This is a genomic window from Photorhabdus kleinii (assembly GCF_025384885.1).
Classification (GTDB): domain Bacteria; phylum Pseudomonadota; class Gammaproteobacteria; order Enterobacterales; family Enterobacteriaceae; genus Photorhabdus; species Photorhabdus kayaii.
Window position 1 is genome coordinate 45,858 of the sequence record NZ_JAJAFY010000019.1, and the last position, 17,312, is coordinate 63,169.

A 17,312-nucleotide genomic window follows, 5' to 3' on the forward strand; every position below is an offset into this window, starting at 1 on the left:
TGAAATCCATAGGGTATAGATTATTTTATTTGCTATTTTTTGCCATAAAGAATGAAGAGAATCACCCTTCAAATACTACGCGTATACACCGGATTCTCCACGCTTTCCATGCTGGCTGTTCATTTATAAGAACAGCTAAAAGCAATTACTCCTAATAAGTAGGCTTTTAATTATCACGGGTATTTAAAATAAACCTAATATATCCCAAAGCGAGCTGATGAAATTAAGGACAATTAAATCAGCCTATATCACCATCAAAAAACACATTACCACTCACACCTTCAATTATCTTCTCATAATTATCTATTACAATAAATATTCCCAACAATAACGCCACAATTAAAGATATAATTTTGATACCAAGGCAATCAACAAAACAAAATAAAATCAACAATAAAATCCGTTTGAGATCACACAATATAAAATAGCAACAATAATAACAAAGAAACCTAAAAAATAACTTATATGGGAATGATAACTTCTCTTATTCTATTTTAATGCATAAAAAATCCGGTATAATAAATACATACCGGATTATCACACCAGAACTAAATAATTGAGTACTTCCTTAATATATCAGTATTACGCCTCCTCGTCATAGCTGATTGCCAGCACCCTGTTCAAAATCCGAGCTAAGGCGGTTTTATTTTTATCATCCGCCAATAAACTAAAATGGTTACCCGGAGTAGCAATCAACTGAAGTGAAGTATCAGGCATTACTCGCTCCCAACCTAACGACGGTTCTATGTTCACGGACTCTGGTTTTTCATCCGCCGCAAAAAAAACAGCAGGAGAAGGTTCTACCGCATAGAACTGATGCAGCGTTATTGCTAATGCTGACGGCTCATAATCGGCAACGATTTGTGTGTAACGTTCGATCTGTTCCCAACATTTTGCAATCACATCAGCACGCAGGTTTGCGGGATATAACGTCAACTCTTGCGCCGCAGCAATAAACTGAACCAAATTCAACTCATCAATTCGCTGGTATAGCGCCGCAACCTCTTCTTTGTACGCCTCCCCTGCCTGCCGGGCCAGTTCAGTGAAGAAATGATGTTTGGACTGCATGGCCTCTTTGCCAAAATAATGAGGTGCAGGTGTATCAATCAACCCCAAGAAACTGACTCGCTCACCAGCACTCAAAAGCCGCTGAGCAATGGCATAAGCCAATATCCCACCAGAAGAGTAGCCACTTATCCGGTATGGGTCCGCCGGTTGAACGGCTTTCATCAAGGCGATCATTCTGGCTGCCTGCTCTTCCATCGTTACCATCGGTTCTTCACTGATGGATGGCCAAGGCAGCGCATAAATCGGATAGCCCAACGGGATATGTTGAGCCAATCCGAAGACATAGGAATAATCACCCATGCCACTGGGAACAAAGAATAGTGGCAATCCTGCTCCATCAGGCCGCACCGATATAGCACTGTTTTGCGGCTGAGACAGCAAATCCGAGGTAATTTTCGATGCCAATTCGGACAACACCGGAAATTGGAACAAGACATTCAGTGTAAAAATCAAACCCCGACCGGCGGCAAGATTCATCATTCGCATAGCAAGCAACGAGTGACCACCCAACGCGAAGAAATTGTCATACCGGCTAACCTGATCAATCCCTAGCAATTCACACCAAATCGCCGCTAATACGGTCTCCGTTTCGCCTTGTGGCGCTTCATAAGCCTGACGAGCAAACGCTTCATTGTCCGGCTCCGGTAGCGCACGACGATCTAATTTACCGTTCGGTGTCAATGGAAAAGCGTCAAGACGCACAAAGGCTGACGGCACCATATAGTCAGGCAAAATGGCACTCAAGTGGGTACGCAGGCTATTCGCCAACCTCTCATCCACTTGAGCCACCACATAAGCAATTAAGCGTTTGTCCTGCCCTTCACCCAACGCCAGCACCACAGATTGACTTACCGCAGGATGTTCCACCAACCGGGCCTCAATTTCACCCGGTTCAACCCGGAATCCTCGAATTTTCACCTGTTGATCATGACGTCCCAGGAATTCCAGATTGCCATCCGGCAAGTAGCGAACCAAATCTCCGGTTCGATACATCCGTGCATTTGGATTATCGCTAAACGGATCAGTCAGGAAGTATTCCGCAGTCAGTTCAGCACGGTTGAAATAACCCCGTGCGACACCAGCGCCCCCAATATACAATTCCCCCACAACGCCTAACGGTACTGGCTGCCCCTGAACGTCGAGCAGGTAAACCCGTGTATTCGGCAGCGGACGGCCAATGATATTGGCTTGCCCTACCCCCTCGTTTAGGCAGGATGTCGTTGTAGTAATCGTGGCTTCTGTAGGACCATAACAATTCGCCAGAACAGGGTATTCACCGTGAGTCGATAGCCAACGTTGTAACTCATGATCAGGTATCGCTTCCCCACCAATGCAAATAATCCTTAGGCCCTGATAGATATCGCCTTTATTAACATTTGATATTATCCGCCAGAATTGGGCCGGTATCGCCATGTAGGTAATTTTATAAGACTCGCACAGACGCCAGAACGCCTGCGCACTCAAGAGCCACTGATTTGTCCTTAAGACTAATTGTGCCCCCTGTGTTATTGCGCAAAATATTTCTGATGCACAAACGTCAAAAGAGGGGTTGCAAAATTGTAATATACGGTCAGATACGTTGAGCGACCACTTCATGTTCAGCGAAGTAATTTGACTGACCAGTTGCCTATGTTCAACCATCACGCCCTTTGGTGTGCCAGTAGAGCCGGAGGTGTAAATCACATACGCCAGATGTCGTGAGGTCAATTCAGGTATCTGTGGATTGCTGTCTGGCAGGTCAGGCAATGTATTCGGATCAAGTACTGTCAGCCCGGTAAGCACGTTTTCGCCCAACACTGTACGCCCGACGGCATCGGCCAGTAAAATAACCGGTGAGACATCAGCCAAAATATGCGATAGACGTTCACCTGGATAATCCGGATCTAACGGCACATAAGCCGCGCCAGCTTTCAGCACCGCCAATAATCCCACCACCATCGCCGGTGAACGTGCCACGCAAATCGCCACCCGCTGGTCCGGTTCTACACCTAGCGCAATTAGCTGATGGGCTAGCCGGTTAGCGCGGGCATTTAATTCGGCATAGCTGAAAGTTTGCTCCTCATACACTAACGCGGTCGCGTCCGGGGTTTGCTCCACCTGTTGTTCAAACAATTGATGAATACATAACAGTTCAAGATACGAGGTTTCCGTCGCATTCCAAGTTCTCAGCATCAACGTACTTTCAATTTCAGGTAGGATGTTCAATGTCCGTACCGGCGTTTCCGGGGTCTGTTCCAATGCCTCCACCAAGCTTTCCAGTGCCTGTTGCATATAGCCACATACCCGTTCAGGCTCAAACGGCTGGATCACTTGAGCAGTCAGCCCTAGCGCATCACCAAAATCTTCCACCGACAAGGCAAACGGATAGTTGGTAAATTCCTGCGCACCAAGGAATTCAACGCCGTCCATCGTTTCATCCAAAGGATCTGGTTGCTCATTATGTCGGTAGTTCAACAGGGCGCTAAACAGTGGAATGCCATCCTGCACACCACTGCAACGCTGGGCCAGCGCCAGTGAGGCATGCTCATGTTCCAACAATCCCGCCAACCGATTATGCGCCGCCCGAACACTATCACGCACCGGCGTATCATCCATGTCCAACCGCAATGGTAATGTATTGATAAACAGCCCCATGCCGCTGTCAACCCCTTTCCCCACCGCCATGCGTCCAAATATTACGGTACCGAACACCACCTGTTCCTGTCCGCTGGTACGCGACAACACCTGCGCCCAAGCCAAATGACATAAAGCCGCCAAACTTACCCCCAAACGCCGGGCTTGACTGCGTAAACGGTCATTCAGCTCAGGTGCCAACATCTGCTGCGATTCCGTCACTTGGGAGCCATCACGATGCACCTCCGTCAATCCGAACGGCAATGTAGGTTCATCCACCTCCGCCAGCATTTCGGTAAAGAAGCGGATATGCGCTTCCTGACTCACCCCCAGCCGGGCCTGCGCTACCAAATTGCGGAAAGGCGTCGGTGTTGGCAGGCTCTCCTCCAGTCCGTCCAGATAAGCTTGTACTTCACGGTTCATCACGTCCAGCGTGGTATGGTCGCCAATCAGATGATGCAGCAATTGCAGTACAATCCAACGGCCATCAGTCTCCTGTGCTACCACAAAGCGCAATAACGGTGCTTCGCTCAGGTCCAGACGATGGTGACGGGGATCAAAATGCTCAGCCAATTGCCCGCTAACCGGTCCATCGCCTGGGTTCAATGTCAACTCAGTCACCGACAAGGATGCCTGACGCCAAACCACTTGGGCAGGCACTGAAAGCCCTTGCCAGATAAAAGCGGTACGCAAGATATCGTGTCTATTTACCACCTGTTGCACCGCCGCCAGATAACGGTCCAGCAAAGTCCGCTCAGTAAAGACCATCTGACCGGTTAATAAATAGGGGTCCCCTTTGTTTGCCAATAAGTGATGGAACAAAATACCGTCCTGCAACGGCGATAAGGCATAGATATCCTGAATATTGGCAACTCCGCCCGGCATTTGCCCGACGATACGGTCAATCTCTGACTGAGTTAGATCAATCAGTGGCAACATTTCCGGTGTCAACGCCGCGGTTGCCGGGGTGATGACGTTAGCCGGCACGATTATGGCCTGATGCTGTCCCAACGTTTGGGCCAAATCTGACAGCACCGGCGACTGGAACAGATCACGCGCCGCCAATGTCAACCCCAAATGACGCAAGCGTTCAATCATGCGTACAGCGAGCAGTGAATGGCCGCCCAACGCAAAGAAGCTGTCATATCGACTAACCTGTTCAATCCCCAGTAATTCACGCCAAATCGCCGCTAGCGTCATTTCCGTTTCGCCTTGTGGCGCTACGTAAACCTGACGGGCAACGGCTTTACTGTCCGGTGCCGGTAACGCCCGACGATCCAGCTTACCGTTCGGCGTCAACGGAAACGCATCCAGACGCACAAAGGCTGACGGCACCATATAATCAGGCAGAATTTTACTCAGGTGAGTACGCAAGCTATTCACCAGCCCGTCATCCGCGAGTGCCACCACATAAGCCACCAGCCGTTTGTCGGGTCCATCACCTAACACCAACACAGCCGCTTCACGCACCGCCGGGTGCTCTACTAAACGCGCCTCAATTTCCCCCGGTTCAATTCGGAAGCCCCGGATTTTAACCTGCTGGTCATTACGGCCCATGAACTCCAGATTACCGTCCGGCAAATAGCGAGCCAAATCCCCAGTTCGGTACATGCGGGCATCCGGGTTATCACTGAACGGATCGACAAGAAAACGTTCGGCGGTTAACTCAGGACGATTGAGATAACCTTGGGCGACCCCATCACCACCGACATAAATCTCACCGATCACACCTGGCGGTACCGGCTGACCGTAAGCATCCAGCAGATAAACACGCGTATTCGCTATTGGCCGACCTATAGGTATCCGGCTCGCTCCTTGCGGTAACACCTCGATAGGATACATGGTGGTAAAGGTGGTGCCTTCACTCGGACCATAGGCTTGCAAGAGTTGTTGTGGTGGACGATTATCCAGAACCTGAGCAATCACCTGTAAATCGGGTATATCTCCCCCGAAAATCAGAATTTTAATTTGCGGAAGAATGGGAGATAACTCTGCCGCCAGCCGGTTAAACAACCCGATAGTCAGCCACAGAACTGTGATGCGGTGCTCCTGTAAAGTCAGCACTAACTCCTGCGGTGTCAATAAGGTGGCGCGGTCGATAACCACTAAAGCACCACCATTAAGCAACGGTGCCCAAACTTCAAACGTGCTGGCATCGAAAGCTGGATTAGCTGTAAAGGCAACCCGATCCTCCGGTCCGATGTTAGCATAGCCATTATTGATGACCAGCCGGACCATAGCACGATGCTGTACCAAAACCCCTTTGGGTGTGCCGGTAGAGCCGGAGGTGTACATAATATACGCTAATTCGGCGCTGGAACGCGGCAAATCAGGGTTGACATGATCTTGCTCTCTGTTCGTACTTTTCTTATCAGAGAGACGCAACAGCGGAATAGTCAAGTTAGCCGGAATATCAGCCCGTGTATCAGTGAGCAGCAACCGGGCGGAACAATCACTTATCAGCCAATGTTTCCGCTCATCCGGCATACTGGGATCAACCGGCACGTAAACAGCGCCGGCTTTGAGAATAGCCAATTGGGCCACCACCAGTTCTATCGAACGTTCTAACAGGAGCGCAATATGGTCATCCGGACGAATCCCCTGTTCGATTAACTGATAAGCCAATCGGTTAGCACAGGTATTCAGTTCCGTATAGCTTAGGGTTTTATCGCCCGCTATCAGCGCCGTCGCCTCTGGGGTTTTCTCCACTTGCTGCTCAAACAATTGATGAATACATAACGCATCAGGATAGGCGGTTTCCGTGGCGTTCCAAGTTTCCAGCAACAACCTGCGTTCCGTTTCAGGCAAGATGTTCAACCCCCGTATCGGTGTCTCCGGCGCTTGCTCCAAAGCTTCTACCAGACTCTCCAGCGCCTGTTGCATATAACCGCATAGGCTTTCCGGATCAAACGGTTGTACTACCTGAGCCGTCAGCCCCAGAGATTCACCAAAATCCTCCACCGACAGCACAAATGGGTAGTTGGTTCGCTCCTGTCCACCAAGAAATTCAATACCACTGATCAGTTCATCTGACGTTGCCGGCAAAGCATTATGCCGATAATTCAACAGCGCACTAAAGAGTGGCGTACCGCTGGCAACCCTACTGCAACGCTGAGCCAGTGCCAATGAAGCATGCTCATGCGCCAATAATCCGGCGAGTCGGGTATGGGCGGCCTGCACGCTGTCCCGTACCGGAGTCTCATCGATATCCAGCCGCAACGGCAAGGTATTGATAAACAATCCCATGCCATTGTCAGCACCGTCCCCCGCCTGCATACGCCCAAACAGCACCGTACCAAACACGACACTCTGCTGACCGCTGGTACAAGACAACACCTGTGCCCAAGCCAGATGACACAGCGCCGCCAGACTGACCCCCAAACGTCGGGCTTGACTGCGCAGACGGTCATTTAGCTCAGGAACCAACATCCGGTGGAATTCCGTCACCTGCGAACCGTCACGATGTACCTCCGTCAATCCAAACGGCAACGTAGGTTCATCCACCTCCGCCAGCATCTCGGTAAAGAAGCGGGTATGCTCTTCCTGACTGACACCCAACCGGGCCTGCGCCACCAAATTGCGGAAAGGAACCGGCACCGGTAAACTCTCCTCCTCACCCGTCAGATACGCCTGAACTTCGCGGTGCATCACTTCCATCGTTTCATGGTCACCGATCAAGTGATGATGTAATTCCAGTAACAACCAACGACTATCCGTTTCCTGCGCGATAACAAAACGCAATAATGGGGCTTGACTCAGGTCAAGACGATAGTGAGCGGGATCAAAACACCGGGTTAACTGGTCACTGACTGAGCCGTCAGCCGGGTTCATTGTCAGTTCCGTCACTGACAATGGGGCCTGACGCCAGACCACCTGCGTCGGCACTGACAATCCTTGCCAAATAAAGGCGGTACGCAGAATATCGTGCCGATCAATTATCCGTTGAATCGCCATCAAATAACGATCCAACAGCGCCCGGTCAGCAAAAACCATCTGGCTAATTAACAGATAGGTATCACCTTCATTCTCCAGCAGATGGTGGAACAAAATGCCATCCTGCAACGGTGACAGCGCATAGATATCCTGAATATTCGCCATCCCGCCCGGTACCTGTCCGACGATGCAGTCAATGTCAGCCTGAGTTAAATCGATCAGCGGCAACATCGCCGGTGTCAGTACCGTCGTATCCGGTGTAATACCGTTGTCAGGCACCTGGATTTCATCATGCTGAACCAGAGACTGCGCCAGAACACAGAGTGTTGGATGTTGAAATAGCGTTTGTACCGATATCCCCAGACCGATACGCCGCAATCGTTCAATCATGCGCACGGCGAGCAGTGAATGGCCGCCCAACGCAAAGAAGCTGTCATATCGACTAATCTGCTCAACACCCAACAATTCACACCAGACAGCCGCTAGCATCGTTTCTATCTTCCCTTGCGGGGCTTCATAAACCTGACGGGCAAACGCCGCTTCCCCCGGTGCCGGCAATGCTCGGCGATCTAACTTGCCATTCGGCGTCTGCGGGAAGCTATCCAGACGTACAAAGGCCGCCGGTATCATATAGTCAGGTAAAACTGCACTCAGGTGTTCACGCAAACGGGCAGCCAAACCCTCATTCGCTTCCGCCGCCACATAGGCGACCAGCCGTTTGTCTTGCCCGTCATCCAGCACCAGCACCGCCGCCTCTTGCACCGCCGGGTGTTCCACCAGCCGGGCTTCAATTTCCCCTAGCTCAACCCGGAAGCCGCGAATTTTAACCTGTTGGTCGTTACGCCCCAGGAATTCCAATTCACCGTCCGGCAGGTAGCGGGCCAAATCTCCGGTGCGATACATCCGCGCATCGGACATCGGATTAAAGGGATCCGGTATAAAACGTTCCTCGCTCAATGCCAGCCGGTTCAGATAACCCCGTGCCACCCCCACGCCACCAATATATATTTCTCCAACGCAGCCCAATGGCACAGGTTGCCTGTTTCTATCCAGTAAGTAGACACGAGTATTCCTAATCGGCCGACCGATAGAACGATCATCTGCCGGGGATAATATTTCTTTACAGGTCGCCGTCACGGTATTTTCCGTCGGGCCATAAGCGTTCAATAGCCGGAGTTGGTAGGTTTCCTGCTTAAACCAATCCTGAATGGCGCTCTTTTTGACCGCCTCACTGCCAATAATGATGAGCCTGAGACCATCCGGCAACGGCAATCCGTTATCTCTGGCCGCCAGTTCAGACCAGAACAAAGTCGGCAGAAACATCACCGTGATACGGTTTTGCCGGGCTAAGGCAATAAATTCCGCCATTGAAGCCAGCCAGCTATCATCACGAATTACCAGCGTGGCTCCGTTGCATAATGACGAGAAGCACTCTTCCACTGAAACATCAAACGCAAAAGCGGCAAATTGCAACACCCGGTCTTGCTCGGTGACGGCATAGAGTTCATTAACACCCAGATAACGTTGATACACCGCCTGATGTTCTACCATCACCCCTTTCGGCTGCCCGGTTGAACCAGAGGTGTAAATCACATAAGCCAGATGCTGTGGCGTTAATGCAGTCACTAATGGATTGCTGTCCGGTTGGTCAGGCTGGATATTCGGGTCAATTACCGTCAGCCCAGCCAGCGCTTCGTCACCCAGTGCGGCCTGTCCGGTCGCATCCGCCAATACCACTGATGGGGCAGTATCATTCAGGATATACGTCAGACGCTCCCCCGGGTAAGTTGGGTCCAGCGGCACATAGGCCCCACCCGCTTTCAGTACCGCCAACAATGCCACCACCATCGTCGGTGAGCGTGCCACGCAAATCGCCACCTGTTGTTCCGGTGTTACGCCACATGCAATCAGTTGATGGGCCAACCGGTTGGCGCAGGTATTTAATTCGGCATAACTCAGCGTCTGCTCTTGATACACCAACGCCGTCGCATCAGGGGTTTTCTCCACCTGTTGTTCAAACAACTGATGAATACATAACGCGTCAGGATACGGGGTCTCCGTGGCGTTCCAAGTTTCCAGTAACAACGTGCGTTCCGTTTCAGGCAGGATGTTCAGTGTTCGTACCGGTACCTCTGGAGCCTGCTCAAGGGCCTCTACCAAACTCTCCAGCGCCTGCTGCATATAACTGCACAAGCTTTCTGGATCAAACGGTTGCACCACATGAGCGATCAGCCCCAGCGTGGCGCCATCGTCCTCCACCGACATTCCAAAGGGATAGTTAGTGCTCTCCTGTTCGCCTAGGAATTCAATCCCCTCTATCGTTTCATCCAAAGGATCAAGCTGATCATTATGTCGGTAGTTCATTAAGGCACTAAAAAGCGGCGTACCGCTGGCAACCCTGCTGCATCTCTGAGCCAACGCCAGTGAAGCATGCTCATGTTCCAACAATCCCGCCAGCCGGGTATGTACGGCCTGTACACTATCGCGTACCGGCGTATCATCCATATCCAGCCGTAACGGCAGAGTATTGATAAACAGCCCCATACCATTGTCAGCCCCTTCTCCCGCAGTCATGCGCCCAAACAGCACGGTGCCAAACACCACTTTCTCCTGACCACTGGTACACGACAGCACCTGTGCCCAAGCCAAATGACACAACGCCGCCAGACTGACCCCCAAACGTCGGGCTTGGCTACGCAGGCGGTCATTCAAGCTGGCCGTCAGCAGCCGGTGGGATGCTATCTCCTGAGAGCCATCACGATGCACATCCGCCAGCCCGAACGGCAGCGTAGGCTCATCCACCTCCGCCAACATGTCAGTAAAGAAGCGGATATGCGCTTCCTGACTCACCCCTAGCCGGGCTTGAGCCACCAAATTGCGGAAAGGAGCCGGGTCAGGCAGGCTATTCCCTTGCCCGGCAAGGTACGCCCGCACTTCACGGTTCATCACTTTCATTGTGGTATGGTCACCAATCAGGTGATGTTGCAATTCCAGTAAGAACCAGCGGCCATCGGTCTCCTGCGCCACCACAAAACGTAACAGCGGTGCCTGACCCAAATCGAGACGATAATGACGGGGATCAAAACGTCGAGCCAGTTGATCGCTAACCGACCCATCAACCGGGCCCAGCATCAATTCAGTCACTAATAAGGACGTTTGACGCCAGACTACCTGTGCCGGCACTGACAACCCTTGCCAGATAAAGGCAGTGCGCAGAATATCGTGGCGATCAATCACCTGTTGCACTGCCGCCAAATAACGATCTAGCAGAGACCGGTCAGCAAAAGCCATTTGACTGACCACCAGATACGGATCACCTTCGTTTGCCAATAAATGGTGGAACAAAATACCGTCCTGCAACGGTGACAGGGCATAGATATCCTGAATATTAGTCATCCCACCCGGCACCTGCCCGACGATACGGTCAATCTCAGCCTGAGTCAGATCAATTAGCGGCAACATTTCCGGGGTGATTTTCGTCGTCGCTGACGTAATCACATTCGATGGCACCACCATAACCGGGTGCTGCCCCAATGTTTGCGCCAATTCAAACAACACTGGCGACTGGAACAGGTCACGCACTGCCAGCGTCAACCCCAAGTGACGCAGGTGTTCAACCATCCGCACAGCCAGCAACGAGTGGCCGCCCAACGCAAAAAAGCTGTCATACCGACTGACCTGCTCAATCCCCAGTAATTCACGCCAAATCGTCGCCAGCGCCATTTCCGTTTCGCCTTGTGGCGCAACATAAACTTGGCGGGCAAACGCCTCTTCGTCCGGTGCCGGTAACGCCCGACGATCCAGCTTACCGTTCGGGGTTAACGGGAAAGCATCCAGACGCACAAAAGCTGACGGCACCATATAATCAGGTAAAATGGCACTCAGGTGATCACGCAGAGTAATCGCCAGCCCCTCATGGGCTTCCGCCGCCACATAGGCCACCAGCCGTTTGTCCGACCCATCACCCAGCGCCAACACAGCCGCCTCACGCACCGCCGAATGCTCCACCAGACGCGTCTCAATTTCTCCCGGCTCAATGCGGAAGCCGCGGATTTTAACCTGTTGGTCATTGCGGCCCAGAAATTCCAGATTACCGTCCGGCAGATAACGGGCTAAATCCCCGGTCCGGTACATACGCGCATCCGGTTGATCACTAAATGGATCTGTCAGGAAACGTTCCGCAGTCTGGTCAGGGCGATTAAGATAGCCGCAAGCAACCCCATCTCCCCCCACATAAATCTCACCGATCGCACCTGTCGGCACCGGCTGACCGTAAGCATCCAGCAGATAAATACGTGTATTGGCTATCGGTCGGCCAATGGGGATACGAGTCACTCCCTGCGTTAATGCCACGATAGGATACATAGTGGTAAAAGTGGTTCCCTCACTGGGACCATAAGCCTGCAAGAGTTGTTGTGGCGGGCGATTATTTAGAACCTGAGCAATCACCTGTAAATCGGGTATATCTCCCCCGAAAATCAGAATCTTTATCTGCGGCAGAACCGGAGATAACTCTGCCGCCAGTCGGTTAAACAACCCGATAGTTAGCCACAGCACTGTGATGTGGTGAGCCTGTAAAACCGGTACTAACTCCTGTGGTGTTAATAACGTGGCGCGGTCAATAACCACTAACGCCCCGCCGCTGAGCAACGGTGCCCAAACTTCAAACGTACTAGCATCGAAAGCCGGATTAGCCGTAAAGGCAACTCGGTCATCCGGTCCGATTTCAGCATAGTCATTATTGATGACCAGTCGGACCACCGCACGATGCGGTACCAAGACCCCTTTGGGTGTACCGGTAGAACCGGAGGTGTACATGATATACGCTAACTCGGTACTGGAACACGGCAAATCAGGGTTGAGGCACTCTTCCTCTCTTCCGTCCGTGTCTGATTCATCCGAGAGACGCAACAGCGGAACAGTCAGGTTCGCCGGAATATCAGCCTGTGTATCAGTGAGCAGCAACCGGGCGGAACAATCACTTATCAGCCAGTTTTTCCGCTCATCCGGCATACTGGGATCAACCGGCACGTAAACGGCACCGACTTTAAGAATGGCCAACTGGGCCACCACCAGTTCTATCGATCGTTCTAGCAGAAGCGCAATATGATCACCGGAACAAGCTCCTTGTTCGATTAACTGATGAGCCAGCCGGTTAGCACGGGTATTCAGTTCCGTATAGCTTAGCGTTTTATCTCCTGCGATCAGCGCTGTCGCCGCTGGAGTTTTCTCCACCTGCTGTTCAAACAACTGATGGACACATAACTGATCTGGGTAGACGGTTTCCGTCGCGTTCCAGGTTTCCAGCAACAAAATACGCTCCACTTCCGGCAGGATATCCAATACCCGAACGGGCATTTCCGGGGTTTGCTCCAGCGCTTCCACCAGACTCTCCAGTGCCTGTTGCATATAACCGCATAGACTTTCCGGATCAAACGGCCGCACGACTTGAGCGGTCAGACCCAGCGTAGAGCCACCGTCCTCTACCGACAGCACAAACGGATAGTTAGTTCGCTCTTGTTCACCCAGGAATTCAATCCCGGTCATTGTTTCATCCAAAGGATCCGGCTGCTCATTATGGCGATAGTTCAACAAGGCACTAAAGAGCGGCGTACCGCTGTCAACTCCACTGCATCGTTGAGCCAACGCCAATGGAGCATGCTCATGCTCCAACAATTCAGCCAGCCGCAGATGCGCCTCCCGCACACTGTCCCGTACCGGGGTCTCATCGATATCCAGCCGCAGCGGTAGGGTATTGATAAACAACCCCATTCCTTCCCCCACTGCCATGCGCCCAAATAGAACGGTACCAAACACCACTTTCTCCTGTCCGCTGGTACGCGATAACACTTGCGCCCAAGCCAGATGACACAACGCCGCCAGACTGACGCCCAAACGCCGGGCCTGACTGCGCAAACGGTCATTTAGCTCAGGAACCAACATCCAGTGGGATTCCGTCTTCTGAGATCCATCACGATGCACACCTGTCAGCCCAAACGGCAACGTTGGCTCATCCACTGCCGCCAACATGTCGGTGAAGAAACGGGTATGCGCTTCCTGACTCACTCCCAACCGTGCCTCAGCCACCAGATTACGAAACGGCACCGGCGCAGGCAGATGCTCCCCCTGTCCGGTAAAATAGGCCTGCACTTCACGGTGCATCACTTCCATCGTTTCATGGTCGCCAATCAAATGATGCTGCAATTCCAGTAAGAACCAGCGGCCATCGGCTTCCTGAGCGATAACAAAATGCAGTAGCGGCGCTTGACTCAAGTCAAGACGATATTGAACGGGATCAAAACGCCGAGTTAACTGATCAATGACCGGACCGTCCGCCGGATCTAGCGTCAGTTCTGTCACGGGCAACCGTGCCTGACGCCAGACCACCTGCGCTGGAACTGATAATCCTTGCCAAATAAACGCCGTCCGCAAGATATCATGGCGATCAGCCGTCTGTTGTACCGCCGCCAGATAACGTTCCAGTAAAGACCGGTTAGCAAAGGCCACCGGATAGAGCACCAGATAGGGGTCACCTGCCTGTTCCAACAGGTGGTGGAACAAGATACCGTCCTGCAACGGCGACAACGCATAGATATCCTGAATATTGGTTATCCCGCCCGGCACTTGCTCGACGATACGGTCAATGTCAGTCTGACTCAAATCAATCAGCGGCAACATCTCCGGCATCAGCGCAGTAGTTGTCGGCGTGATGACGTTAGGCGGGACTATCACAGCCTGATGCTGTCCCAACGTTTTAGCCAATGCTGACAGCACCGGCGACTGGAACAGATCACGCGCCGTCAGTGTCAAACCCAAGCGACGCAGACGCTCAATCATCTGCACGCCGAGTAGGGAATGACCACCCAACGCAAAGAAACTGTCATGCCGGCTTATTTGTTCAATACCCAATAACTCACGCCAGATGTCCGCCAGAGTGATCTCAGCCTTCCCTTGTGGGGCTTCATAAATCTGACGGGCAAAATCGTCTTCCCCTGGCGCAGGCAACGCCCGGCGATCTAACTTGCCACTCGGGGTCTGCGGGAAGCTATCCAGACGCACAAAGGCCACCGGCACCATATAGTCAGGCAAAATGGCACTCAGGTATTCACGCAAATCAGCAGCCAATCTCTCATTCGCTTTCGCCTCCACATAAGCCACCAGCCGTTTGCCCTGATCGCCATCCAATGCCAGCACCGCTGCCTCTTGTACCGCCGGGTGTTCCATCAGTCGGGTTTCAATTTCCCCCAGTTCAATCCGGAAACCGCGAATTTTAACCTGTTCATCGTTACGGCCCAGAAATTCGAGGTCCCCATCCGGCAGGTAGCGGGCCAAATCCCCAGAGCGATACATCCGTTCGCCGGACACCGGACTAAAAGTATCCAGCATAAAACGTTCCACGCTCAACGCTAGCCGGTTGAGATAACCCCGAGCCACGCCCACGCCACCAATATACATCTCGCCCACGCAACCTGCGGGTACCAGTTCGCCATATTTGTCTAGCAGGTAGATACGGGCATTTTTAGCTGGTCGGCCGATAGAACGGGCATCGTCCGGAGATAACACGTCCTTATAGGTCACCGTCACGGTGTTTTCCGTCGGGCCATAACCATTCAACAACCGAGGCCGATGGCCTGCTTGTCTAAACCACTCCTGAATGGCACTCTTTTTCACCACCTCACCCCCAATGATGATGAGCCGGAGACAATCCGGCAGCGGCAATCCATTATCTCTAGCTGCCAGTTCAGACCAGAATAAAGTCGGCAGTGACATCACCGTAATACGATATTGTCGGGTTAAGGCAATAAATTCCGGTATCGAAGCCAGCCAGCTATCATCCCGGATAACCAGTGTGGCGCCGTTGCATAATGACGAGAAGAAATCCTCCACTGAAACATCAAACGCAAACGCGGCAAATTGCAATAGCCGGTCTTGTGCAGTGACGGCATAGGTGTCATTAAAACCCAGATAACGTTGATAAATCGCCTGATGTTCCACCATCACCCCTTTCGGCTGTCCGGTTGAGCCGGAGGTGTAAATCACATAGGCCAGATGCTGTGGTGTTAATGCCGGGATCTGCGGATTGCTGTCGGGCTGGTCAAGTTGGATATTCGGATCAAATACCGTCACTCCTACCAGCGCCTGTTCGCCCAGCGCCGCACGGCCAGCTTTATCAACCAGCACCACTGACGGTGCACTATCGCTCAGGATATATGCCAGACGTTCCCGCGGATAAGTTGAATCCAACGGCACATAAGCCCCACCCGCTTTCAGCACGGCCAGCAATGACACCACCATCATCGGGGAACGTTCCACACAAATCGCGACCCGCCGGTCTGGTATGACGCCCAGCGCAATCAATTGATGAGCCAGTCGGTTAGCACGGATATTCAGTTCCGCATAACTGAGGGTCTGTTCTTGATATTCCAACGCTGTGGCATGCGGGGCTTGCTCTGCCTGTTGTTCAAACAATTGATGTATACATACCGGGTCAGGATAAGGGGTTTCCGTGGCGTTCCAGGTTTCCAATAGCAAGGTACGTTCAGCCTCAGATAACACATTAAGCTGCCAAATAGGAACTTCCTCTCCCTGCCTTTTTGACGCTGCCAGCATCTGTAAATGTTCACCCATGCGCAGAATCACTTCCGTGCTCAGGCGATTCTCATCGTAGATCCAACGAAAACCACCCTGCGCATTGATTTGGAACGTCAGCAATTCGCCCGGCACCGTCTGATCACACGGCCTATCCTCCGCTATGACAGCAATGGCAATTCGCCACGGCCGGTGGTTTGTCAACGCAGGAATAGCCCACAATGAAGGAGCGCTCGCGAGGAGATCTCGACTAAATGTGCGGTGCCGGGCCAACCGGGCCAGCTCACCATCCAGCCAATTCGCTACCACATGCCAGGGCTTATCAAACTCCATCTCAACGACCATTGGCACCACTGGTGCCAAATCTACCGACTTATCGTTTACCCCATCCACGTACCAACCGATTTGGAATACCGTCTGCTGAGTCAAACGCGCAAGGTAGATAACGAATGCCTGCAATAATGTTTGTAATGGTTCCTCTTCACCGTTTTTTGGCAACGGGAGCTGCCAGTCGCTTATTACCCAACTGGGTTCTACTTGCTCTCCGGCGGTTTCAAAAGGTAATTGGAGGGGTTGCAAAGCAGCAAGACGTTCGCACCAAAATGATTCACTGGATGTCAACGTCTGGGGAATATTCTTTACATTTTGAGTCGGTGGTAAAGTGTCATTTACGTTGGTTATATTTTCTGACGTCTGAGAGAAGAGTTCAGCTTTAAAATCACTTCCTGCTTGAGCGATACTATCTTTCATTTACTACCTCAACGAATCTGTTAGAAATTTGAAAACTGTCATTTCTGACAACCATCACCAATATTTCTTTCTCACTTCTTGCCCCCAAGAAATAAAAACGGACACATCTGATATCAATTCAAGAGATTCAGATACGGGATGCTATAGCCTCGTCAACAACAAGCAATTAACAATTTCTTGACATTAATTTTCCTGACAACGGAATAAATAACTTATTTTATGCTTCGGAATAAGACATTCCATTTTTGTTCCCGTTTTTTAGATAAGTTCGATTGATTTACTGCAATTTTAATTGGCTAATATTGAATTCCATCATTTAAAATGGAACCGTTAACTGCATTTAATTATGCATAAATACC

The 17,312-nt window shown here is 51.6% G+C and carries 1 protein-coding gene; it reads right to left on the minus strand.

What is annotated here, in order from left to right; translation table 11 throughout:
- Nucleotides 1-582: 582 nt before the first annotated feature.
- Nucleotides 583-16,953, minus strand: coding sequence for a non-ribosomal peptide synthetase (locus LG003_RS11185; protein WP_262980736.1), 16,371 nt, complete (start codon nt 16,951-16,953; stop codon nt 583-585).
- Nucleotides 16,954-17,312: the final 359 nt, after the last annotated feature.

Coding starts and splice junctions, on each gene's coding strand:
- LG003_RS11185 (WP_262980736.1), bottom strand. CDS start 16,953: ATGAAAGATAGTATCGCTCAAGCAGGAAGTGATTTTAAAGCTGAACTC.